The sequence below is a fragment of the [Rhizobium] kunmingense genome (genome assembly GCF_977018605.1).
Window position 1 is genome coordinate 1871139 of record NZ_CDRNXG010000001.1, and the last position, 23965, is coordinate 1895103.

The following is a 23965-nucleotide window of genomic DNA, read 5'->3' on the forward strand; positions in this document are numbered from 1 at the left end:
AATCGGAAATCAGCCGGCTACCGGGGCAGGGGGCGTGGAGGTCGTCGTCTCGAACGAACCCGTATAGGTGTCGTCGACCGTTTCCATCGCCACGAAGGCGGCGGCCAGAATGCCGGCGGTGACGGCGATCAGCTTCCAAAGGCACGGCTTGAATTCAGCGGCCGGCATGCGTTCGGACATATCGCGGCGAACCGCGGCCTTGCTACTCGTTACTGTCATCTGGATCTCGTTTGTGCCTCAACCCGTAACCTGCGCGTTTTCCGGCGGCATGTAGACGGGCGGTTTGTTTGTCTCGTCCGGATTTGGCAGAGGCGCTTCGTCGGGCAGCCTGTCTGGTTCCGGTTCTTCGATCGGTGGCTCCGGGTTCCATCCCGGCGGCGGCATTGGCGGCGTCTCGGTCGGTTCTCTTGGATCAACGATCGTCATCGGCGCCTCCATTAATGCATTAGCAACCTTTGGCGCAAGTGGGCATATCCGTTATTCCACGATGGTCTGATATGCCGCCATTGCATCCCTCGGTGGTGTGACAAGAGGTTCCATTCACCTCGGCCACAGGGAACTTCGTGATGCCAATGGGGGTTCCCATCTGGCAATCACGCCTGTGTGATATAACTTCAGGCAAAGGAGGATGTGCCGGATGACCCATGCAAGAGACCATCTGATCGCCTGGCTGAAAAGCGCCCATGCGATGGAAGAGCAGGCAATCACCATGCTGGGCGCAGAGGCGAAAAGGCTGGAAAACTACCCCGACCTGAAGGCGCGCATGCTTGAACACCTCGAGGAAACGCAGCGGCAGGCGGAGGATTTGCAGCTGCTGCTCAATCGCATGTCCGGCGCGCCGTCGACGCTGAAAGACATCGCCGGCCGCATCGCCGCGACCGTCCAGGGCATTCCCGGCATGCTGCTGAGCGACGAGGTGGTGAAGTTCACAGCGTCCGCATATGCGTTCGAACATCTGGAAATCGCCACCTACCGGATGCTGATCACGGTGGCGGACGAACTGGGCGAGACCGAAGCCCAGGCGGTGTTCGAGCGTATTCTGGCGGAAGAAATGGCGATGGCGGCATGGCTCGAGGACAACCTCGATCCTATCACCCGCGTCTTCCTGATGCGCGACGAGCGGGATCTGCAGGCAAAACGCTGATACGTGGGCCTCAACCGAAGGAGTTATGGCCGTCGAAGTGACGGTGAAGGCTCTTTTCGTCCTTCAGGCCACGCTGGTAGAGGTGGATCATCTCCACGGCCACGTGGCTTGCCGCCGTGCTGCCGTCCTTCAGCCCGTGTTCCAGGCAGACGTCATCGAACACACGTTTCAGAAACGCCAGTTCGGTTGGATCTATTGCTGTTGGGATCGATGCAGTTTGCATGCCTTGCCTCCATCATGGGGGCGAAAGAGCGTTCGTTCTTTCATCGCCGGCGCCCTACACATTGCCGAGGATAGGGCGAGCCTACTCCCTTCCACGGTGGTTGCAAGCAGCAGAATATTAAACGACGGTAATGTTCCAGTGATGCGTCGTGAATACGGGTTCTCTCAACGTGCGGTGCCTGCGGCACCTGCCGTGTAGGCGGCATCCAGCGGCTGTTCGGCCTCGCTGCCGACTTCCGCATCCGGCTCGCCCAGGACACGGCTTTCGATCCAGGAGCGCGGGTTGCGGCGCGGGGTGAAATAGCCGATCGGCAGGGCGGCCGCCTGCAGGATGCGGGTCAGAACGACATAGAGGCCGGTCTTCAGGCCGCCGGTGAAGAGTGATGTCACCACGGCGGCAATCGCAAGGCTCGCAACGATGATGCCCGCTGCGGCCAATACGCTTTCAGCCGCCGCCAGAACGGCGAACGCGGCAAGGATGAAGACCCAGGCAAGGGCCAGATATTTCAATTCCGGAAGGTCGCCGATCAGGCGTCTGAAATAGGGCTTTCCGGTCGCGGCGCGCAACAGCTCGCCGATGCCGAAGGGTTCGCGCGTCTTCACCTGCTCGATCAGCAGGTCGCGGGAGCGGGCGTCGCGGCCGTTGTTGCGGGCAAACGGGCGGTCCAGCCGATGCAGCTTCCAGCCGTTGGTGCGCAGCCGTATACCGAGGTTCATCTCTTCATAGCCATGCAGGTTGCGGTCGGCCATGTAGTCGATCGCCTCGATGGCGCGGCGTCGGTAAAGCCCGCCGCCAGCCAGCTTTTCGACGGCGCCGATGCGGCTATCCGGGCCGTTGCGACGGGCGGTTGCGCCCTTTCCGTTGGGCAGGACATCCTCGATATGGCCGGTCACGCCGCCACTGCGGCTGTGGCGCGAAAGGAAGGCGAGCGCTTCGGGCAGGAAGCCGGCATCGAGCTCCATGTCGCCTTCGATGACGCAGACGAACTCGTTGCGGGCATATTGATAACCCAGCTGCGAACCGGCACCGCTTCTGAAGCGGGCGGGGCGGCTGATCTGGACGATCCGGACGGGGTAGGACGAGGCGATCCCGATCGTCCTGTCGCGCGAACCGAGATCGGTGACGATGACTTCGCCGTCCCTGTCGGGGAGGGCTGCAAGCGCGCATTCGATCGTGCGGGCAATACGCTTTTCGTCGTTAAGGGTCTTGATGATGATCGATACGGTCATGGTCTAAAACTCCCTGACTTGGTCGCGATTACCGCCTTTGAGGCATTGGGCGTGGCCCGTTGAAGGCAGCCATAGCGGCCGCCGGGTTCCGATCCTTATAAAGAAGATACTAAAATTTTAGCAAAACCGCGACCTTGAAAAAGCACTTCCATCAAAGGCCCTTTGCAGCAAAGCGTTCGATCCAGATTTCGGTTGAAAGAATGCCGACAAAGGCGGCGTTGTCGCGGAAGCCCGAGACCTCCTGCCTGCGGCATTTTTCGAGGAGTTTTTTCACCGCCGTCGGGTTGAAAAGGCCGCTCGATGCAAGTGTGTCGCTCGACAACCGTTCGCCGACATAGGCCTGTTCCTGGGTTGCCGGGCCGGTAAACGAGCGGCTGTCGGGCGCGCGGTAGGGCTGTTTCTGCCGTTGCGTTACGCTGTCCGGAACGAGGCCGTTTGCCGCCTGTTTGAGGATATGCTTTTCCGACAGGCCCTTGAGCTTGGCGTCCGGCGCAAGGCCGGCGGCAAATTCCACCAGCCGGTGATCGAGGAAGGGGAAGCGTCCCTCTATTCCATGCGCCATCGCCATCCGGTCGCCCTGGCTGGAAAGGATATAGCCGGGCAGCAGCAGCCGGGTTTCGAGATATTGCGCCTGATGAAGCGGGTGCCAGCGGGCAAAGCGTGCCGGCAGGCGGCTCGCCAGTTCTTCCCCCGCGTCATAGCTGCCAAGCGTTTCGCGTAGCCTGTCGGAATAGAAAATCTTCGTCGCCGCCGTGTTGCGGATGCGGGGGCGGTGGGAAAACAGCGGGTCGGTGGGATCTACAGCTCCACCGCCGAAGAAGGCGGCGAGATACTCCGCCGACTGCTGTTTCAGCGCCGGAAGATAGGGGTAGAGCTTGCGGAACAGGTGCGGCCTGATTTTCGAACCCGGCTGGCGGGCACAGAAGCGGCGCACCCGCGCCTCGCGAAAGATGTCGTAGCCGGCAAAGATTTCGTCGGCCCCTTCGCCGGTCAGCACCACCTTCATGCCGCTCTCGCGGACAAGACCGGCGAGCGTGTAGAGTGGCGCAGGAGCAGTCCGCAGGATCGGCCGCTCGGCGTGGTGTATGACGTTAGGGAAGATGGTGGCAATATCCTGCGCTGACGAGCGGATTGAGCGATGGTGGCTGCCAAGCGCGGCCGCGACCTGGTTCTGAAAGCCGCTCTCGTCATGTTCGGCGCTGTCGAAGGTGACCGAGAACGTATTCAGCCCGCCCGGCGCCATCGGTGCTGCAAGCGCTGCGATCAGCGAGGAATCCAGTCCGCCGGAGAGATAGGAGCCGACCGGCACGTCGGCGCGCATGCGCAGCCTTACCGCATCGGTGAGCAGCGCGAGCAATTCCTCGGATCGATCGGTCTCGTCGCGGCGGGCATCCCCTGGATCCGGGTAGTCCAGCGACCAGTAGGATGCGAGCCTGTTCCGCCCTGCCTGACGTACCAGAATCTGGCCGGGTTCCAGCTCGAAAATATCGCGAAAACCTGTGCGCGGAGGGATCGGCGCCCACAGGGTGAAAATCTGGTCGAGCGCCACGGGATCGATCGCCGCCTCGATACCCGGCACGGTCAGAAGCGCCTTCACTTCGGAGGCGAAATAGAGCGTGCCCTTGTGCTCGGTATAGAAGAGAGGCCGCACGCCCATCCGGTCGCGGGCGAGAACGAGCCGTTGCTCGACGGCATCCCAGATGGCAAAGGCGAAATCGCCGTTCAGTTTTTCAAGGCAGGCCTCGCCGTCGAAGGCGAAGAGCTGGAGCAGCACTTCGGTATCCGAGCCGGTGCGAAAGGTCGCCCCGCGCGCCTTCAGTGCGTCACGCAGTTCGACATAGTTGAAGATCTCGCCGTTGAAGACGAGCGCATATCGGCCGTCCTCGCTCAGCATCGGCTGCTGGCCGTCCGACAGGCCGACGATCGACAGGCGCACATGCGCAAGGCCTACTTGCGCCGCGTGCCATGTGCCGCTGCCGTCCGGCCCGCGGTGGACGATGGCATCGGCCATGGAGGACAGGAGAGTGGGCGCCCGGTCCGGTCCCAGTCCATCGCCAACATAGCCCGCAAAACCGCACATAGCCTTCGCCTCAAAACCGGATCGTAGGATTACGGGTTTAAGGCCAAAACCTTGCCGTTCCCCTTATGCCGGCTTCATCGACAGGACGACGGTCGGCCAGAGTTCGGAGACTGTCGGGTGGATGGGCACCGCCCAGCGCAGGTCGTCATAGGTCGCGCCCTTGTTCATCAGGTCGAGCACGCCATGGATCGCCTCGTCGCCGCCGGTGCCGAGCAGGGCCGCACCGAGTATCTTCCGCGTTTTCGCTTCGGCAACAATCTTCATGACGCCCTGCGTCTCGCCCTTTTCTACCGCCCGGCCGACGTTCGTCATTGGCCGTGTGCCGACGAGTATTTCGTGACCGGCCTTTTTCGCCTCCTCCTCGCCCATGCCGACACGGCCGAGTGGAGGATCGATGAACAGCGCATAACCGAGCAGGCGATCAGAGAGTTTTCGGTCTTCATTGTCGAAGAGATTGGCGGCGACGATTTCGAAGTCGTTATAGGCGGTATGGGTGAATGCGCCCCGGCCGTTGCAATCGCCCAGCGCCCAGATGCCCGGAATATTGGTGGCAAGTCTGTCGTCGACTTTTATGAAGCCGCGCGGGTCCAGTTCGACGCCCGCCTTGTCCAGTCCAAGGTCGTCGGTATTCGGACGTCTGCCGACGGCCAGAAGCACGTCGGAGCCGATCACTTCCGGCTCGCCCTCGTCGCAATTCACGCCGACCGCAATGCCATCGGCATGGTGGGAAAAACGGATACATTCCGCCCCGGTGCGGATATGGATGCCTTCCGCCTCCAGAATGTCGCGCACTGCAGCGGAAATATCCTCGTCCTCGCGACCGACGATCCGCGGTCCTTTTTCCACCACCGTCACCTGAGCGCCGAAACGGCGATAGATCTGCGCATATTCCAGCCCGATATAGCTGCCGCCGATGATGACGAGATGTTTCGGGACCCGGTCGAGAACGACGATATCGGCATTGGTCATGTACGGCACGTCGCTGATCCCGGCGAAATCCGGGATGGTTGCGCGCGCGCCGACATTGAGGAAAATCTGCGGTGCGGTGAGAAGCTCGTCGCCGACCCGGATCGTATCTGCACGTTCGAACCGGGCATGGCCGCGGATCAGCGTCACATGCGGCATGGCTTCCAGCCAGCTCTCGTTGCCGTGGCGGCTGTCGAGCGTCACCTTTTCGGCGCGGCGCATCACGGCCGGCATGTCGACCGTCACGGCACCGCCGATACCGATGCCATAGTCGCCGGCGCGGCGGGCCAGATGGGCGGCATAGGCGCTGGCGACCAGCGTCTTGGTCGGCTTGCAGCCGGTATTCACACAGGTGCCGCCGACATGCTTGCGCTCGATGATCGCCACCGTCTTGCCGGCATCGTTGAAACGTCCGGCGAGCGACGGCCCGGCCTGACCGGCGCCGATGATGATCGCGTCGAATTTCTTCATGCAACGCACCTCATTGTGGACGTCAGACGGCGGGGGCTCCGGGCAGAAGCGTGATCAGCAGCAGGCCGCCGATGACGGCGACGACATCCTCGATCAGCGCCGCCGGCAGGTCCTTGCCGAATTTCTCCGCCAGCTTGCCGCGCGCCCAGGCGCCGCCATAGGTGCCGATCACGGCACCCAGCACGCCCGAGACGAGGCCGGCGATCCAGTAGTCCCAGGGCGTGCCGATGGCCGCACCCGCCAGGGCACCGGCGACGATGCGGGCGGCAAACTGCTGCGGCACCTTGCGGCTCGGCGTTGTCGGCAGCTTGTCGGTGACCAGCTCCAGAAAGGCGAAGATCGTCAAAATGAGCACCGCCCAGCCGGAGCCGAGGAATGCCAGCCATGTGCCGGAGAGATCGAGCCATCCGAGCGAAGCTGCCCAGGTGACGACGGCTGGGGCGGTCATGGCGCGCAGGCCGGAAACGGCGCCGATGAAAAGCGCAAGCAAGGACACCATCTGAAAACCCCTTTTCCGCCGTCAGGCGGATTTCCCTTAATGATTGTATCTCGATGTGAAATTTCGCGCCGAGTCAATTGTCATGAATATTGTCGCCGCTTCGACTTTTTCCAGCCTTGCGGCCGTCTTGCACTCATGACGCGAAAAGCCGGTGGAAAATTCCTGCGCGCTCCGTAGAATAGCTCAGTTCTGATCAGGGAGGAGGAGCCCTTAGGACGTGAAGCATCGCATCGCGGCAGTGTTCGTGCTCTGTGTGGCCATCGGTCTTGGCGTAACCGTCAAGGTTCACGATCTGGTGGCGCGCAGTTATATGGAGGAGGCGGAGTTGCAGGCGGCGACGACGCTTCGGCTTGCCGTGTCGGCGCTCGACGGCCATCTGAAGCGCTACGAGGCCCTGCCGGCACTGACCGCCGATGACGAGATCATCGAGGTATTGATCCACGATCCCGGCAATCCCGTCCTGCGGCTGGCCGCCAACCAGTATCTGAGCGGCGTCAACGCGCTTTTGAAATCCTCCGACATCTATATCATGACGCTCGACGGCACGACGATCGCCGCCAGCAATTACGATTCCCCCGTCAGCTTTGTCGGCGAGAATTTCAGCTACCGTCCGTATTTCCAGGAAGCGGCGCGGGGCGAGCATTCACGTTTCTTCGCCGTCGGCACCACTTCGGCCAAGCGCGGCTACTATTTCAGCGCGCCGATCCGGCTCGACGGAAAGATCCTCGGTGTGATCGTCTTCAAGGTCGATCTCGATACGATCGAGGCCTCCTGGGTCGGCGGCGATGACCGCATTTTCGTCTCCGATCCCGAAGGCATCATCTTCATGACCGGCAGCAACGAGTGGCGTTTCGCCGCCATCCTGCCTTTGACGTCTGAACGGATGGCCCGCACGGAAACCTCACGGCGCTATGCCGATGTGCGGCCGCACGAATTACCGCTCACCTATGGCGCCTTTGCCGGGCACGAGACGATGCTGATCCGCAGTGGCGGGACGGAGCGTGAGTATCTGTTCGTCTCGCAGTCGATGCCCGGCGCCGGCTGGACGGTCAATGTGCTGATGGATACGGCGTCGGTGCGCTGGCAGGCGCAGATCATGATGGCCGCCGTCTTCCTTGCGCTCTGCCTTGCCGGTTTCGGCCTTGCCATCGTGTTACAGCGGCGCGCCCGGCTTGCCGAGCGCATGCTGTTGCAGGCCGAGGCGCAGAACGAGCTGGAGCGGCGCGTCGAGGAACGCACCGCCGATCTTGCCCGCGTCAACAGCCGCATCGAGGACGAGATCGCCGAGCGCCGGCTCACCGAACAGCGGTTGCGCCAGACGCAGGCCGATCTGGTGCAGGCGGGAAAACTCGCCGGTCTCGGCCAGATGTCGGCCGCACTTTCCCACGAACTCAACCAGCCGCTGGCAGCAGCGAAAACCTATGCGGAGACGACCGGACTGCTGATCGCGCGCGGCCGGGTGGACGAGGCGAGCGACAACGTCAAGCGCATCTCGGCGCTGATCGACCGCATGGCCTCGATCAGCCGGCACCTGCGCAATTTCGCCCGCAAGCCGAACGAAAAGCTCGGTGCCGTCCATGTCGAGGATGTCATCCGCGATACGGTGGAGATCGTCTCCACACGGCTGAAGGCGGCGGATGCGAGCCTGTCGATCACCGTTGCACCGTCGCTGCCGCCGGTCGTGGCCGGGGCGGTGCGCCTGCAGCAGGTGCTGGTCAACATCGTCTCCAATGCCGCCGATGCGGTCGAGGGGCTGGAAGACCGGCGCATCGACGTCACGGCGCAGGCGGTCGGGGAAAAGGTTTCGATCCGCGTGCGCGACCACGGGCCGGGTGTGCCGGCTTCGATCCGCGAGCGCATCTTCGATCCGTTCTTCACCACCAAGGGTGTCGGCAAAGGCCTGGGGCTCGGCCTGTCTATCTCCTATAATATCGTCAAGGATTTCGGCGGCAGCCTTTCGGTGACCGATCACCCGCAAGGCGGTGCGGTGTTCGCCATCGAACTCGATATTGCCGACGCCAACGTGCTGGAGGCCGCCGAATGACGCTTCCGCAACGGGTGCTGCTGGTCGATGACGAGGAGGAACTGCGCCGCTCCACCGCCCAGGCGCTGGAACTGTTCGACCTCACCGTCGACACGTTTCCGAACGCGGAAAACGTGCTGGAGCTTTCCGGCTTCGGCTTCGACGGGGTGATCGTCAGCGATATCCGCATGCCGGGGCTGGACGGGATGACGCTGCTGCACCGGATTCGCGAGCTTGACGCGGAAATTCCGGTCATTCTCGTCACCGGCCATGGCGATGTGCAGCTGGCGGTGAAGGCGATGCGCGAGGGAGCCTATGACTTTCTCGAAAAGCCCTTCACGCCGCAGCATCTGGCCGGCGTCATTCGCCGGGCGCTGGAGCGGCGTTCGCTGATCCTCGAAAACCGCAGGCTGCGGGCCGTTGCTGGAAAACGCGACGATGTCGAGGCGCGCATGCCCGGCCGCACGCAGGTGATGGTCGATCTGCGCTACCGTATCCGGGCGATCGGCGCGACGGATGCCGATACGCTCGTCATCGGCGATACCGGGGTGGGCAAGGAAGTGGTGGCCCGGGCGCTGCACGACATCAGCCCGCGCGCCAACCGGCCGCTGATCGCCATCAATTGCGCCGCCCTTCCCGAAACGCTGATCGAAAGCGAGCTGTTCGGCCATGAGGCCGGCGCATTCCCCGGAGCGCTTCGGCCACGCTACGGAAAATTCGAGCATGCGCGTGGCGGCACGATCCTGCTCGACGAGATCAGCTCGATGCCATTCGACCTGCAGGCCAAATTCCTGCGGGTGCTGCAGGAGCGGGTGATCACGCGTCTCGGTTCCAACGAGACGGTGCCGCTCGATGTGCGCTTCATCGCCACCAGCAAGGTGGATCTCGAGGCGGAAGTGGCGGCCGGCCGGTTCCGCGCTGATCTGCTCTACCGGCTGAATGTCGCGACGTTGCATGTACCATCGCTTGCGCAGCGACGGGCGGACATCCCGCTACTCTTCCTCCAGCTGGTGCGGGAAGCTGCGGCCCGCTATGGCCGCGAGGACATGGATGTCGCCCCGGATATCGTCTCGCTGATCGCCCAGCGCGACTGGCCGGGCAATGTGCGCGAGCTGCGCAACGCCGCCGACCGGCTGGTGCTCGGCCTCGATCCCGGCACGGGGGAGGGCGGTGCACCCAAGGAGGCGGGCGGACGGCTTGCCGAAAAGGTCGCCGCCTTCGAGCGCAACCTGATTGCCGGCGAAATTGCCGCCCATGGCGGCGCGCTGAGGCCGGTCTATGAGGCGCTCGGCATTTCCCGCAAGACACTATACGAGAAGATGCAGAAGTACGGGCTGGACAAGAAGATGCTCGGTATCGAGACTTTTCCGCAGGACGAGCGGCGCGGGTAAGCGTGTCCTGCCGGGTCTTTGCCGCTTGCAGGCTTTGCCTTCGTGTGCTCTGACCGCGGCTATCGCGGAGAGGTTTGGATAGGGATCGGTTTGCCGGAATGGCAGCGATCCTTTGACTTTTTGCAGCTTACCCTATAGGGACGGCCCAACGCTCGGCTGCGATCGTTGCAGCCAAGGCGCCATCAGGCGCAGTACATTCCGAAAGACAGATTTGATGACCGATATCAACGGCGCCGTTCCGGCGATCGCGAAGGCTTTGCAGAAGCGTGGTTATGAGACGCTGACACCCGTGCAGCAGGCCATGCTCGACCCGGCGCTTGCCACATCCGACGCGCTGGTTTCCGCCCAGACAGGCTCCGGCAAGACGGTTGCCTTCGGCATCGCCATGGCCCCGACGCTGCTCGGCAATGCCGACAGTTTCGGCCGCGCCGGCGCGCCTCTGGCGCTCGTCATTGCGCCGACCCGCGAACTGGCCATGCAGGTGAAGCGCGAGCTGGACTGGCTCTATGCCGAAGCCGGTGCCGTGATCACCTCCTGCGTCGGCGGTATGGACATCCGCAACGAACGCCGTTCGCTCGAGCGCGGTGCGCATATCGTCGTCGGCACGCCGGGCCGTATCTGCGACCACATCCGTCGCAATGCGCTCGACATGTCGGAGATCCGCGCAGCCGTGCTCGACGAGGCCGACGAGATGCTCGATCTCGGCTTCCGCGAAGATCTCGAGTTCATCCTGGAAGCTGCGCCGGAAGAACGCCGCACGCTGATGTTCTCGGCAACCGTGCCGGCCGCCATCGCCAAGCTGGCGAAAAGCTATCAGCGTGACGCGGTGCGTATCGCCACCGCCGCCGAACAGAAGCAGCATGTCGATATCGACTATCGCGCCCTGCTGGTGACGCCGTCCGACCGCGAGAACGCCATCGTCAACGTGCTGCGCTACTATGAAGCGCCGAACGCGATCGTCTTCTGCTCGACGCGTGCTGCCGTCAACCATCTGCATGCGCGGCTTTCCAACCGCAATTTTTCGGTCGTGGCGCTGTCCGGCGAACTCACCCAGAACGAGCGCACCCATGCGCTGCAGGCGATGCGCGACGGTCGCGCCCGCGTCTGCATCGCGACCGACGTCGCTGCCCGCGGCATCGACCTTCCGGGCCTGGAACTCGTCATTCATGCCGATCTGCCGACCAATTCCGAAACGCTGCTGCACCGTTCGGGCCGTACCGGCCGCGCCGGTCGCAAGGGCGTCAGCGCGCTGATCGTGCCGGTGACGCAGCGCCGCAAGGCCGAGCGCCTTCTGTTCGGCGCCAAGATCGAGCCGACCTGGGCGAACCCGCCGTCTGCCGACGACGTGACGTCGCGCGACGAGGAGCGGCTGTTTGCCGACCCGATCTTCACAGAAGTGACGACGGATGAGGACGAGCAGGCGCTGATCGCCAAGCTGATCGAGCGCTTCGATGCGCAGAAGCTGGCATCCGCTTTCGTCTCGCTCTATCGCGGCAAGAATTCCGCGCCGGAAGATGTCAGCGTCGTGTCGCTCGAAGCCCGCAAGCCGCGTGACGGCGCCCAAGGCGATCCGGCCTCGCGGCCGCTCACCCCGCGTGGCGATTTCGGCCCGGCCGTGTGGTTCTCGCTGTCGGTCGGCCGCAAGCAGCGCGCCGAACCGCGCTGGCTGATCCCGACGATCTGCAAGAGCGGCGACCTGAGCAAGAACGAAATCGGCGCGATCAAGATGCAGGCCGACGAGACCTTCGTCGAAATTGCCGAAGCGCATGCCGACAAGTTCATGGCGAAGCTCGGCAAGGACCGGCTGATGGACCGTGGCATCCGTGTGACCCGTCTCGACGGCGCGCCGGACTTTTCGAAGTTTTCACGCGGCACGGATGACGAGGGCTTTACCAACCGCGAAGGTCCGCGCATGGACAAGCCGTGGAAGGACAAGCCTTTCAAGGATGGACCGAAGAAGGACGGCTTCCGCAAGGACAAGCCGTTTGCCAAGGATGGCCCGCGCGCCGACAAGGCTTTCGGTGACAAGAAGCCCTATGGCGACAAGCCTTACGGCGATGCCCCGCGCAAGGACTGGAAGCCGAAGGGCGAGAAGGCCAGCGGCAAGTCCGACGACGCGCGCCGCATGGATGATGACGTCTGGGGCGAAAAGCCGAAGGGCGACTTCGCCAAGAAGCCGGGTGACAAGCCGTTCGGTGATAAGCCGCTCAAGAAAAAGGCCTTCGGCGACAAGCCGTTCACCAAGAGCGACGGCGACAAGCCCTTCAAGAAGAAGCCTGCCGGCAAGGGCGGATTTGACAAGAAGAAGTAAGGTTCAGGTGGGGCGTGCTTGGCCGTATGCGTCGGCGATCGCCCCTCACCCTCACCCTCTCCCTCTCCCCGCAGGCGGGGAGAGGGGGCGTGCCCTGCTCGGCCTCTGCGAGTGGCGGAGAGGTCACGGCTTGGTCCCTTCGCCCCGCTTGCGGGGAGAAGGTGCCGGCAGGCGGATGAGGGGCTTTGGGGAATGACGGCAGGCGACAAACAAAAACGGCCGGGGCTTTCACCCCGGCCGTTTTGCGTTCGAGCGATTGCCCGACCGATCAGTTCATCTGCGAAACGAAACGGGTTTCCAGATAGGCTTCCACCGCTTCCGAGCCGCCTTCCGTGCCGTAGCCCGAATCCTTGATGCCGCCGAAGGGGACTTCGGGGAGGGCAAGGCCGTTGTGGTTGATGGTCAGCATGCCGGCTTCCACCGAGCGGCCGAGCGCATGCGCGGTCTTGACCGAGCCGGTGAAGGCGTAGGAGGCGAGGCCGAAGGGGAGGCGGTTGGCTTCCTCGATCGCGTCCTCGAACTTCGAGAAGCGATTGACGATCGCGATCGGGCCAAACGGCTCGTCGTTCATCATCTTGGCCGAGGTCGGAACTTCGGCAAGCACGGTAGGCTCGAAGAAGTTGCCCTTGTTGCCGATACGCTTGCCGCCGGTTTTCAGCTTCGCGCCGGCCGAAACCGCGTCGTGGATCATGTCTTCCATGACCGGGATGCGGCGCTCGTTGGCGAGCGGCCCCATGCCGACGCCGTCCTCCAGGCCGTTGCCGACCTTGATGGCTTCCGCCGCCTTGACGAAACCTTCCATGAACCTGTCGGCGATGCCGTCCTGCACGAGGAAGCGGGTCGGCGCGACACAGACCTGGCCGGCATTGCGGAACTTCGACATGGCGGTCACTTCGATCGCCTTTTCGAGATCGGCGTCGTCGAAGATCATCACCGGAGCGTGGCCGCCGAGTTCCATCGTGGCGCGCTTCATGTGCTTGCCGGCGAGTGCCGCGAGATGCTTGCCGACCGGGGTGGAGCCGGTGAACGAGATCTTGCGGATGACCGGATGGGCGATGAGGTATTCGGAAATCTCGGCCGGAATGCCGTAGACGAGGCCGATGACGCCGGCCGGAATGCCGGCGTCGGCGAAGGCGCGGATCAGCTCTGCCGGCGAGGCAGGCGTTTCTTCCGGAGCCTTGACGATGATCGAGCAGCCGGTGGAAACGGCGGCAGAAAGCTTGCGGACGATCTGGTTGATCGGGAAGTTCCACGGGGTGAAGGCGGCAACCGGGCCGACCGGGAACTTGATCGCCATTTGCTGAACGCCGCCGAAGCGGGCCGGGATGATCTGGCCGTAGGTGCGGCGGGCTTCTTCGGCGAACCAGTCGATGGTGTCTGCCGCGCCCATGATTTCCATCTTCGACTGGGCAAGCGGCTTGCCCTGCTCGCGGGTCATCATGTAGGCGATTTCGTCGGCACGCGAACGGAGAATATCGGCTGCCTTGCGCATCAGCTTGGAGCGCTCGAAGGCCGGGGTATCACGCCAGACCTTGAAGCCCTTTTCGGTCGCTTCGAGGGCGAGATCGAGGTCCGCCTTGCGGGCATGGGCGATCTTGCCGATGACTTCCTCGGTCGCCGGGTCGGACACGGGCAGCGTTTCGCCACCGACGGCATCGCGCCATTCACCGTTGATGAACAGCTTTACGTCTGGATAGGTCTGCATGGGGATCCACTTTCGTTTTGAAACGTCAGGTCGCGCGGCAGAAGACCGCGGGCAGAACGGCGGAATGTTCCGGTAGCTGAGTTAAGACAAAGACAGGCGACAATCAACGTCGGCGCCTTTAAAAAAAGTCATACTAATCCGATAAATACTTATAGCGCAGAGACCGAAGCGCGCGGCAATCACAGGTAGGGCGGCGTCACCGCGCTGACGACCTCGCAGCGCTCGGTGCCGACGTTGCGGTAGCGGTGCGGCAGGCGGCTGTTGAAGAGGTACGCATCGCCGCGCTTGAGGATGCGGGTCTGGCTGCCGACGGTGACTTCCAGTTCGCCGGCGACGACCACGCCGCCTTCCTCCGCCTCGTGGGCGAGCATCGTCTCGCCGGTATCGGCACCCGGCTCGTAGAACTCGTGAAAGATCTGGACGCTGTGGGAGCTTGCGTCACCCACCTGCAGCAGCGTCAGCGCGCCTTTCGACAACGGCGTCAATTCATCGGCGCGGTAGAAAATCTGGTCGACGGGCGGCAGCGTCAGCGCGAAGAAATCGGTCAGCGGATAGTTGAGCGCCTCGAGGATCTTCTTCAGCGAGGCGACAGAGGGGCTGACCTTGTTCTTCTCGATCAGCGAGACGAGCGAATGCGTGACCCCCGCCTTGACCGCCAGCGCCCGCTGCGACAGGCCGTGGCTCTGGCGCACGAGACGAAGCCGGTCACCGACATCGAATTCTTCTTCCGCGGTATCCGCAGTCGTGGCTGGTGCGTCCATTTGCGAAGGCGTCTTCCTGTGCATGATCGTTGCCGGGGCAAGATGCATCGCACTGATACACCCAAGCCAGGATTTTGGCCAATGACGAAAGCATGAGCGGTTAACGGGCAGGCCGAGGCGGCTGTTTTGCGCCCCGAAATTCATGTCTGATCGTCAGATTAAAAGGCTGGTGAGCGGCATTTTTCGTTTTTCGAGAAATAATCAGCGATCAAACTATCTTTTGTAAGGAATTGTTTATGCTCGTAAAGCGATATCCGATTTCAGATGTTCTGTGCGATTTGCAGCTGGTTTGGCGCCTTCGGGTTGCAGTTCTCCGGTGCGTGGCTGCGCGCGGAATCCACGCCCAATGACTGGGTTGCGACGTGCTCTGCCAAATCTGAAACCGATGACCTTCGGCACGGGAAGGGACGCGGATCATCTCTTTTGGATCAAAAATGACCATCCTGGAAAAGACCGGAATTCGAACGAAGATCCTCGCGATCATTCTTTTGCTCTGTGCAGCCGGCCTCGGTGCCGTTGCCTATCTTTCATCGCAGTTCAAGGCATCCGATCAGGTCTATTTCGACTTCATCAGCCAGGATAACCGCGCGACGCTGGAAGTGGCGCGCGCCAACCGCAACCTGGTGGGGCTGACGCTGACGGCCTACCAGACGACCTTCTATGATCCGCAGCATCCGATGTACGAGTTTGCGGCCAAGGATTACGGTTCCACCAAGGAATACGTACTGACACAGCTCGGCCGGGCGCGCGATCTCCTGCCGCAGCATGCGCAGGAGCTGGATGGGCTGATCACCAGAATGCGCGCCGTCATCGCACAGACCGACCAGGCGATCGCTTTCGCGGCGCGCTCCGAGGATGCGCAGGCGCGGCAGTCGCTCGAAAGAGCCGATGCACTGGTCAATCCGCTGAGCGACGATATCCTGTCCTTCCTGCTTGCTCGGATGAGCGATGTCGAAAGCCGCAGCCAGGCCCTGACCGCAGACAACAGCTGGCTGATCAACAAGACGTTGATCGCCGTGGTCGCGGTGTTCCTGGCGGTGATTGGTATTGCCCTGTTCGTTACCTCGCGCGGCATCACCACGCCGATCGTGCGCCTGCGTGAACGCATGCTGTCGCTGGCTTCCGGTGATACGGCATCCGAAATCGACGGCATGAACCGCAAGGATGAAGTCGGCGAGATGGCGCAGGCCGTGCAGGTGTTCCGCCAGAACGCCATCGAGCGTGCGCAGCTTGCCCGCGAGACCGAAGCCAATCGTTCGACGAGCGAGAAGGAGCGGATTGCGCGCGAGAAGCAGAAGGCCGAAGAAGCGGCGGAAGTTCAGTTTGCCGTCGACAGCATCGCCACAGGTCTTTCGAAGCTTTCCGAGGGGGATGTCGGCTATCGCATCTCCGAGCCCTTCGCGGCGACGCTCGACAGCGTTCGCGGCGACTTCAACACTTCAGCGGAGAAGCTGCAGGGGGCGCTGGTTCAGGTGGCGCAGAATGCCCGCGGCATCGATGCCGGTGCCAACGAGATCAAGTCGGCAGCCGACGATCTGGCCAAGCGTACCGAGCAGCAGGCAGCTGCCGTGGAAGAGACCGCCGCAGCGCTCGAAGAGATCACCACGACGGTGAAGGATTCCACCCGTCGCGCGCAGGAGGCCGGCGAGCTTGTGAGCCGCGCCAAAACCGGTGCGGAAAAATCCGGCGAGGTGGTGCGCAAGGCCGTGACCGCCATGGAGCAGATCTCCAAGTCGTCGGGCGAGATTTCCAACATCATAGGCGTGATCGACGAGATCGCTTTCCAGACCAATCTTCTGGCGCTCAATGCCGGCGTTGAAGCGGCGCGTGCCGGCGAGGCAGGCAAGGGTTTCGCCGTTGTCGCACAGGAAGTTCGCGAGCTGGCACAGCGCTCCGCAACCGCCGCCAAGGAGATCAAGACGCTGATCGACACCTCGAACCAGCAGGTTCGTGACGGGGTGCAGCTGGTCGGCGACACAGGCAAGGCGCTCGACGTGATCGTCGCCGAAGTGCAGGAGATCAACCGCCATGTGAACGCCATCGTCGAGTCTGCGCATGAGCAGTCCTCTGGGCTTCAGCAGATCAACACGGCCGTCAACACGATGGACCAGGATACGCAGAAGAACGCTGCGATGGTTGAAGAACAGACCGCTGCAAGCCATAGCCTGGCCACGGAAGTGGCGTCGCTGAATCAGCTGCTTGCCCAGTTCAGGCTGGGTGGTGCGGCCCATGTTGCGGCGGCTCGCCCGAACGAAAGGCCGGTGGCATCGCCGGCGCGCGCTCTCGGTCGCAAGATCACGGCAGCCTTCTCCGGCAATGCCGCGCTCGACATGCGCAAGGACGAGTGGCAGGAGTTCTAAGCCTCTGCACCACTGACATGCGGCGGCGATGGCGCCGCCCATAGACGCTTTTCGGCACCCGCAGCAGACCGCTGCGGGTGCCGATGCTTTTGGTCGTGGCCTATTGTCGGCGCATTCCCGTGGGATGAGTGGCGCTTATCCCTATTCGAGGAGACTGCCTTTGGCTGACAGCTGCCCCGTCCTTTCGCCGGAACAGAGGCGATATCTCGATATCCAGTCGCGGGCCGAGGACGAGATGCTGGCTACCGTTTTCCGGGCAATCGACGCGGCTGCCGCGCGTTCCGCCGAGGAGATCAGGGATGCCGGCATTGCCGAGCGGCCGCCGGCAGCGGAGTATTTTGCCGCAGTCGTGCACCAGAAGCTTTTCCTCAAACTCTGCGGTGCAGATCTCGACACGATGAAGGGCGGCAATCCGGAAATCGCGTTCCGGCTTCTCGATAATGGCCGTAATATTTCCGAACATTACTGGGGTGTGTTGCCGCAAACTCACGATGACGACGCGGACGAAAGATAAAAAGCACCCGGCGCGCTTTCGCGGCCGGGCCAGGCGGGAAAATTGACGGGAGTGTTGATGGCGGCAGTTGGTTGCCGCCATTCTTCCGTGTGTCAGAAGAATGCCTGAATGCCGGTCTGGGCGCGGCCGAGGATCAGCGCATGGACATCATGCGTGCCCTCGTAGGTGTTGACCGTCTCCAGGTTCTGCGAATGGCGCATGACGTGGTACTCGACCTGAATGCCGTTGCCGCCATGCATGTCGCGCGCCTGCCTTGCGATATCCAGCGCCTTGCCGCAGTTGTTGCGCTTGACGATGGAGATCATTTCCGGCGCCATTTTGTGGGCGTCCATCAACTGACCGACGCGGAGCGAACCCTGCAGGCCAAGCGTGATCTCGGTCATCATGTCGGCGAGCTTTTTCTGGTAGAGCTGCATGCCGGCGAGCGGCTTGCCGAACTGTTTTCTGTCCAGCCCGTACTGGCGGGCGCGGAACCAGCAGTCTTCGGCAGCGCCCATGACGCCCCATGAAATACCGTAGCGGGCGCGGTTGAGACAGCCGAAGGGACCCTTGAGGCCGGAGACATTCGGCAGCAGTGCGTCCTCGCCGACCTCGACCGAATCCATGACGATCTCGCCGGTGATGGAGGCGCGCAGCGACAGTTTTCCGCCGATCTTGGGGGCTGACAGGCCCTTCATGCCCTTCTCCAGCACGAAGCCGCGGATCTCGTTGTTATGCGCTTCCGATTTTGCCCAGACGACGAAGACATCGGCGATCGGGGCGTTGGAGATCCACATCTTGGAGCCGCGCAGGCGATAGCCGCCCGTAATCTTTTCCGCACGGGTCTTCATGCCGCCCGGATCGGAGCCGGCATCCGGCTCGGTCAGGCCGAAACAGCCGATCAGCTCGCCGGAGACGAGGCCGGGGAGATATTTCTTCTTCTGCTCGTCGGAGCCGTAGGCGAAGATGGGGTAGATGACGAGCGAGGACTGGACGCTCATCATCGAGCGATAGCCGGAATCGATGCGCTCGATCTCGCGGGCGACGAGGCCGTAGGCGACGTAGGAGGCGTTGGCCGCACCGTATTCTTCCGGCAGCGTAACGCCGAGCAGACCGGTCTGGCCCATCAGCTTGAAGAGTTCGACATCGGTCTTTTCTTCCAGATACGCTTCCTCGACGCGCGGCAGAAGTTCGGCCTTGGCGAAGCTTGCGGCGGCATCGCGGATCATCCGTTCGTCTTCGCTCAATTGCTCATCGAGCAGGAAGGGGTCGTTCCAGGTAAAGGCCAAGGGATCCTCCAGAAGAGCCAAGGGTGTCCACACCCGTTTCTGACAATTGATAAAGGCGTACCCCCGCGATCGGGCGTAAACAAGGCTCGTTTACTCAAGCTGCCATGACGGATAGTAATAGCGCATGAGCAACCTTTCGCGCAAACTCCTGCCGTCCACCTCTGCACTCGCCGCCTTCGATTCGGTCGCGCGGCTCGGCAGTTTCTCGCTTGCGGCGGAAGAGCTTTCCCTGACGCAAGGGGCTATAAGCCGACAGGTTTCAGGGCTTGAGGAGCAGCTTGGCGTAGCGCTTTTCGAGCGCACAAGCCGGGGTGTGGTGCTGACGTCGCCGGGGGCGGAATTTGCCAGAGCGATTGCAGGGGCGCTGGCGCAGATCCGTTCGGCGGCACTGCATGTCATGACCAAACGGCATAGCGATCAGCTTAACCTCGCGATCCTGCCGACATTCGGGACGCGCTGGCTGATGCCGCGCATTCCCGGTTTCGTGGCGCGGCATCCCGAAATCACGCTGAACTTCGCCACCCGGATCGGCGTCTTCGATTTCGACGAGGGCGGGATCGACATGGCGATCCATGTCGGTCCCAAGGGGGCGTATGGGCCGGAATGGCCGGGCGCCGACTGCACGTTCCTGATGGACGAGATGGTGGCGCCCGTGTGTTCGCCGGAATTTCTGGCCAGCCATCCGGTATCGCGGCCGGAAGATCTGCTGAAACTGCCGCTCCTGCACATGGCATCGCGTCCGGGCGGGTGGAAGCACTGGTTCGACAGCCTGCGGATCGGCAGCGCGCCGGCCGACGGGATGCGCTTCGAACAGTTCGGCAGCGTGACGCAGGCTTCCATCGCCGGGCTGGGTGTCGGGCTTATGCCGTTGTTTCTGATCGACAAGGAGCTTGCGAGCGGCCAGCTCGTCGAGGCATTTCCCCATTCGGTTGTGAGCCCGAGCGCCTATTACGCGGTCGCTCCAACAGCGAAGGGCAGCTTTCCGCCCGTGGTGGCGTTCAGAACGTGGCTTTTGGAGGAGGTTGCGCGATACGGCCAGGAGGTCGTCGCCTGGTAGGTGCGACATTTTGTATTTCTCTATATGAATACGGAATAAGGGACTCGACACACCAAGAGGTTGCGGTTATGGGGGTGATTAAACGATTAATCACCTGAAGCCACCTAAGACCGAGACGACCCACGGATGACGAGTAGCCGCCAGAATGCGACGATGACGGAAATTGCTGCCGCGCTTGGCGTGTCTGCGGCAACCGTCTCCAATGCGCTGACCGGCAAGGGGCGGGTGTCGGCCGAGCTTTCGGCGAGGATCCGCGTTGCCGCGGAAGAGCGCGGTTATGTGCCGAGCCAGGCGGCAAGGGCGCTCAGGACCGGGCGCAGCGGTGTTCTGGGGCTTGTGCTGCCGGATATTTCCAATCCTCTTTTTCCGCAGATCGCCCAGGCTGTCGAGCGCGCCGCAGCCGATGCAGGCTATGGCGTGCTGATCGCCGACAGTCGGGGCGATACCGAGCGGCAGGCCGAAGCCATCGGCCGGCTTGTCGAGCGTGGAGTGGACGGGCTGATCGTGGTGCCGCGGCGCGGCTCGACGATCAGCGAGATGGGACTGCCGGTGGCGCTCATCGACAGTCCATCGACGCCCAATAACACGGTTTCTTCCGATCATCGTGCGGGCGCCGTCGAGCTTGGGCAGTATTTGCTGTCGCTCGGGCACCGCAAGGTGGTGCTTGTCGGGCAGAGCGCATCATCCAACGTGCAGAAGGACCGGATCGCCGGGCTTGTCGAGGGGCTGGGGCCGGATGTGGTGTGCGAGACTGTCTGGCTGGACAGGCTCGAGGACATCCATGGCGCAGAGTTCAGGCTGGATCTCGAGCCTCGAATAGCGGCCGGCGTTACCGCCTGTGCCGCGACCTCCGATCTTCTTGCCTTACGGCTGCTTACCAAGCTGCAGCGCAGTGGTATCGCCGTGCCGCAACAGGTCAGCGTCAGCGGTTTCGACGATCTTGTCTGGGCGTCGGTGGTCACGCCCCAGCTGACGACGCTGCGGCCAAACCTTGCGCTGATCGCCGAAAAGGCAGTGCGGGCGCTTGAGGATGCGATCCGGGCAAACGGTGAGCGGAGCGTGACGCCTGCCGATGGCGGCGCGGGCGTGCCGATGCAGCTTGTCATCAGGCAGTCGACGGCGCCGGCTTACGTGGCAGATGCGAAAATATCGGAGCCTCGTCGTGACGCGAGTGATCCGTGAAATGCAATCATACGTATATGGTGCAGTTTTGAACAATTCTCCGATGTCAGTTGTGGGGCGTACGTAAAATGGGTGTCTGGATCGATACCGATATGGGCTTTGATGATCTGGCGGCGATCATGGTCGCGGCGCATCAGGGCATGGGCGTGGATGGTATTTCGCTGGTCTTCGGCAATGCCCGGCTGGAGCAGGTTCGCCGCAATGCCGCCGGTGCGGCAGGCGCTTTCGTCTGGCCGTTCCCGATCCATGTCGGGCGGGCCATGCCGGTTCTCGGCAAGCTTGAAACCGCAGCTGCGGTCCTGAGCGAAGCGGGCATGCCGACGGTCGGCAAGGCGCTGCCGGAGGGCAGCGACACGTTTGCCGAAGACGGGTTTGCAGCACTGTGTGGCTGGCTGGAGCGCGCCGACGGCGAGTGCCGCATTCTGGCGCTCGGGCCGCTGACCAATATCGCGGCGATCGCGCTGGCGCGGCCGGATCTGGCGGCCAAGATTACCGATCTGACCTGGATGGGCGGCGGCCTGACGGTCGGCAATCACACGGCGTCCGCCGAGTTCAACGCGTTCGCCGACCCGGAAGCCGCGGCGATCGTTCTGGCAGAGGGCATTCCGTTGCGGATGGTCGATCTCGATCTTTGTCGCAAGGTGCTCTGCGCGCCGGAGGATGTCGATCCGGTGCGCTCTGCCGGCGGGCGCAATGCCGAACTGCTGGCCGATCTTCTGGCCGGTTTCGTCGAGATCGCGACGAGCCGCGGCCGGCTGGCGATGGCGCTTTACGATGCGGTGGCGGCGGTCGCGTTTGCCCATCCCGAGCTGGTGCGCTGGCAGGAAGCCCGCATCGACATGGAGCTTGCCACGGGTCTGACGCGCGGTCGCACCGTCGTTGAAACCCGGCCGGGCCGCAGTGCGCCGTTCAACGCCAGCTTCGCCGCCGAGATCGATATCGACAGGGCCAAGGCCATCATTCTCGAGGCGCTGACGGCGGAGGCAAGCTGGTGAAGGATCTTCTCACCCCGATCGGCGATTTCAACGACGTGATCTTGCGCGACCGCGCGGTGGCGGCGGCGCGCGGCGACGCGCCCTTCGACATCCTGATTTCCGGCGGCACGCTGGTGGATGTGGTGACTGGTGAATTGCGCCACGCCGATATCGGCATCATCGGGCCGATGATCGCCAGCGTGCATCAGCGCGGTGCGCGATCAGATGCGGCGACCGTGATCGATGCGACCGGGACCTATCTGTCGCCCGGCCTGATCGACACGCATATGCATGTCGAAAGCTCCATGGTGACGCCGGCGACCTATGCGGAAACCGTGGTGCCGCGCGGCGTGACCACTGTCGTGTGGGACCCGCATGAATTCGGCAATGTCTGCGGGGTCGATGGCGTGGCATGGTCGGTCGAGGCGGTGAAATCGCTGCCGCTCCGGGCCGTCGTCATGGCGCCGTCCTGCGTGCCGTCTGCTCCTGGCTATGAAGTGTCGGGCGCCGATTTCGATGCCGACGTGATCGACGAGATGCTGCTCTGGCCGAAGATTGCCGGCCTTGCCGAAGTGATGGACATGCGCGGCGTGATCGACCGTGCACAGCGCATGCGCGGTATCGTGCAGGCGGCACTTGCCTCGGAAAAACTGATTTCGGGCCACGCGCGCGGGCTTGCCGGCGGCGATCTTTCGGCCTTCATGGCGGCCGGCATCACCTCCGACCACGAGCTGACCTCGGCCGACGACCTGATGGCGAAGCTGCGCGCCGGCCTGACGATCGAGATGCGCGGCTCGCACGATCATCTGCTGCCGGAATTCGTTTCGGCGCTGAATACGCTCGGCCATCTGCCGCAGACGCTGACGATCTGTACCGATGACGTGTTTCCCGATGATCTCGTCGATGGCGGCGGGCTGGACGACGTGGTGCGCCGGCTGGTGCGCTACGGCATGAAGCCGGAATGGGCGCTGCAGGCGGCGACGCTGAATGGTGCGGCCAGGATCGGCCGCGCCGATCTGGGGCTGATCGCCGCCGGCCGGCGGGCAGATATCGTGCTTTTCAACGATCTTCAGGATTTCCGCACGAAGGCAGTCATCGCCAGCGGCCAGATCGTGTCGCGTGATGGCGTCATGGCCATGGACGTGGTGCGCATCAATCCCAATCCGCTGCGCCGTTCGGTCAAGCTTCAGGCTTTGCGAGAAGAGGATTTCAAGCTGCCTTCAAAGGCTTCCCAGGTCAGGATCGCGACGATCGATCGTCCGCGTTTCACGGCCTGGGGCCAGGTGGATGCGGCTGTCGAAAACGGGTTCGTGGTACCCCCGGAGGGAACGACGCTGATTGCCGTCACCCACCGCCACGGCCGGGCCGACAGCCGCACTCGCCTGGGGTATCTCACCGGCTGGGGTGCGTGGCGGGGGGCATTTGCGTCCACCGTCGCTCATGACAGCCATAACCTCACCGTGTTCGGTGCCGATCCCGCCGACATGGCCGTGGCCGCCAACGCGGTGATCGCTGCCGGTGGCGGCATGGCGGTCGCCAAGGATGGCAAGGTGGTGGCGCTTCTGCCGCTGCCGCTGGCCGGCCTGGTGTCGGAAGAGCCGGTGAAGGTCGTGGCCGAAAAGTTCCGGGCGATCCGCAAGGCGATGGACGACATCGTCGACTGGCAGCCGCCTTATCTCGTGTTCAAGGCCTGTTTCGGCGCGACGCTGGCCTGCAATGCCGGGCCGCACCAGACCGACAGGGGCATTGCGGATGTGACGACCGGCACGCTATTGGAGAGCCCGATACTGGACATTCTTCAATAGAC

General features: G+C 63.1%; 20 protein-coding genes. 10 read left to right on the plus strand and 10 right to left on the minus strand.

Translation table 11 applies throughout. The features are described from left to right. Window positions 1–9: 9 nt before the first annotated feature. Together AC0JZ4_RS08820 and AC0JZ4_RS08825 are read right to left on the minus strand one after the other, a co-directional pair. Window positions 10–219 carry a hypothetical protein gene (locus tag AC0JZ4_RS08820; RefSeq protein ID WP_471886009.1) on the minus strand — a complete coding sequence of 70 codons (210 nt, stop codon included), beginning with the start codon at window positions 217–219 and terminating at the stop codon, window positions 10–12. A gap of 18 nt (window positions 220–237) precedes the next feature. Beyond that, on the minus strand, window positions 238–426 hold the full coding sequence (locus tag AC0JZ4_RS08825; protein WP_471886010.1) for a hypothetical protein: 189 nt from the start codon (window positions 424–426) through the stop codon (window positions 238–240). A gap of 211 nt (window positions 427–637) precedes the next feature. Here AC0JZ4_RS08825 and AC0JZ4_RS08830 point away from each other — a divergent pair, with 211 nt between their 5' ends. Then, window positions 638–1144 (plus strand): ferritin-like domain-containing protein, encoded by a 507-nt coding sequence (locus AC0JZ4_RS08830; protein WP_471886011.1) that lies wholly within the window; start codon window positions 638–640, stop codon window positions 1142–1144. Window positions 1145–1154: 10 nt separating this feature from the next. On the opposite strand, the gene AC0JZ4_RS08835 is transcribed toward AC0JZ4_RS08830, so the two are convergent. The 5 genes from AC0JZ4_RS08835 to AC0JZ4_RS08855 form a co-directional block, all read right to left on the minus strand. Further along, entirely contained in the window at window positions 1155–1367 is a 213-nt protein-coding gene (locus tag AC0JZ4_RS08835) for a hypothetical protein (RefSeq protein WP_471886012.1), read from the minus strand. Between the two features lie 164 nt (window positions 1368–1531). Then, entirely contained in the window at window positions 1532–2596 is a 1065-nt protein-coding gene (locus AC0JZ4_RS08840) for a glycosyltransferase family 2 protein (RefSeq protein WP_471886013.1), read from the minus strand. 151 nt (window positions 2597–2747) lie between these two features. Continuing rightward, window positions 2748–4676 carry an asparagine synthase (glutamine-hydrolyzing) gene (gene asnB / locus AC0JZ4_RS08845; protein ID WP_471886014.1) on the minus strand — a complete coding sequence of 643 codons (1929 nt, stop codon included), beginning with the start codon at window positions 4674–4676 and terminating at the stop codon, window positions 2748–2750. A gap of 63 nt (window positions 4677–4739) precedes the next feature. Continuing rightward, window positions 4740–6113, minus strand: coding sequence for an FAD-containing oxidoreductase (locus AC0JZ4_RS08850; RefSeq protein WP_471886015.1), 1374 nt, complete (start codon window positions 6111–6113; stop codon window positions 4740–4742). A 22-nt stretch (window positions 6114–6135) separates the two neighbouring features. Next, a complete protein-coding gene (locus AC0JZ4_RS08855; RefSeq protein WP_471886016.1) occupies window positions 6136–6612 on the minus strand; it encodes a DUF4126 family protein in 477 nt (158 codons plus the stop codon). Window positions 6613–6829: 217 nt separating this feature from the next. Here AC0JZ4_RS08855 and AC0JZ4_RS08860 point away from each other — a divergent pair, with 217 nt between their 5' ends. The 3 genes from AC0JZ4_RS08860 to AC0JZ4_RS08870 all read left to right on the plus strand — a co-directional run bounded on the left by AC0JZ4_RS08860 (window position 6830) and on the right by AC0JZ4_RS08870 (window position 12337). Then, window positions 6830–8656, plus strand: coding sequence for a sensor histidine kinase (locus AC0JZ4_RS08860; protein WP_471886017.1), 1827 nt, complete (start codon window positions 6830–6832; stop codon window positions 8654–8656). Further along, a complete protein-coding gene (locus tag AC0JZ4_RS08865) occupies window positions 8653–10026 on the plus strand; it encodes a sigma-54-dependent transcriptional regulator (protein ID WP_471886018.1) in 1374 nt (457 codons plus the stop codon). The genes AC0JZ4_RS08860 and AC0JZ4_RS08865 overlap by 4 nt, the downstream gene beginning before the upstream one ends. A gap of 214 nt (window positions 10027–10240) precedes the next feature. Next, window positions 10241–12337, plus strand: coding sequence for a DEAD/DEAH box helicase (locus AC0JZ4_RS08870; protein WP_471886019.1), 2097 nt, complete (start codon window positions 10241–10243; stop codon window positions 12335–12337). A gap of 268 nt (window positions 12338–12605) precedes the next feature. On the opposite strand, the gene AC0JZ4_RS08875 is transcribed toward AC0JZ4_RS08870, so the two are convergent. Continuing rightward, window positions 12606–14042 carry an NAD-dependent succinate-semialdehyde dehydrogenase gene (locus AC0JZ4_RS08875; protein WP_471886020.1) on the minus strand — a complete coding sequence of 479 codons (1437 nt, stop codon included), beginning with the start codon at window positions 14040–14042 and terminating at the stop codon, window positions 12606–12608. 179 nt (window positions 14043–14221) lie between these two features. Further along, window positions 14222–14803 carry a cupin domain-containing protein gene (locus AC0JZ4_RS08880; protein ID WP_471886021.1) on the minus strand — a complete coding sequence of 194 codons (582 nt, stop codon included), beginning with the start codon at window positions 14801–14803 and terminating at the stop codon, window positions 14222–14224. 434 nt (window positions 14804–15237) lie between these two features. Here AC0JZ4_RS08880 and AC0JZ4_RS08885 point away from each other — a divergent pair, with 434 nt between their 5' ends. Beyond that, window positions 15238–17163 (plus strand): methyl-accepting chemotaxis protein, encoded by a 1926-nt coding sequence (locus AC0JZ4_RS08885; protein ID WP_471886022.1) that lies wholly within the window; start codon window positions 15238–15240, stop codon window positions 17161–17163. 160 nt (window positions 17164–17323) lie between these two features. Further along, window positions 17324–17677, plus strand: a complete 354-nt coding sequence (locus AC0JZ4_RS08890; RefSeq protein ID WP_471886023.1) for a hypothetical protein — start codon at window positions 17324–17326, stop codon at window positions 17675–17677. A gap of 92 nt (window positions 17678–17769) precedes the next feature. Here AC0JZ4_RS08890 and AC0JZ4_RS08895 read toward each other — a convergent pair whose 3' ends face one another. Further along, complete coding sequence (locus AC0JZ4_RS08895; protein ID WP_471886024.1) at window positions 17770–18945, minus strand: acyl-CoA dehydrogenase; 1176 nt, start codon at window positions 18943–18945, stop codon at window positions 17770–17772. A 124-nt stretch (window positions 18946–19069) separates the two neighbouring features. Here AC0JZ4_RS08895 and AC0JZ4_RS08900 point away from each other — a divergent pair, with 124 nt between their 5' ends. The 4 genes from AC0JZ4_RS08900 to AC0JZ4_RS08915 all read left to right on the plus strand — a co-directional run bounded on the left by AC0JZ4_RS08900 (window position 19070) and on the right by AC0JZ4_RS08915 (window position 23963). Then, window positions 19070–20002, plus strand: coding sequence for a LysR family transcriptional regulator (locus AC0JZ4_RS08900; RefSeq protein WP_471886025.1), 933 nt, complete (start codon window positions 19070–19072; stop codon window positions 20000–20002). 126 nt (window positions 20003–20128) lie between these two features. Further along, window positions 20129–21184 carry a LacI family DNA-binding transcriptional regulator gene (locus AC0JZ4_RS08905; RefSeq protein WP_471886026.1) on the plus strand — a complete coding sequence of 352 codons (1056 nt, stop codon included), beginning with the start codon at window positions 20129–20131 and terminating at the stop codon, window positions 21182–21184. Between the two features lie 68 nt (window positions 21185–21252). Next, the gene (locus AC0JZ4_RS08910) at window positions 21253–22179 is read left to right on the plus strand and encodes a nucleoside hydrolase (RefSeq protein ID WP_471886027.1); all 927 of its coding nucleotides are present in this window, start codon (window positions 21253–21255) and stop codon (window positions 22177–22179) included. Continuing rightward, on the plus strand, window positions 22176–23963 hold the full coding sequence (locus tag AC0JZ4_RS08915; RefSeq protein WP_471886028.1) for an adenine deaminase: 1788 nt from the start codon (window positions 22176–22178) through the stop codon (window positions 23961–23963). The genes AC0JZ4_RS08910 and AC0JZ4_RS08915 overlap by 4 nt, the downstream gene beginning before the upstream one ends. The last annotated feature ends 2 nt before the right edge of the window (window positions 23964–23965 follow it).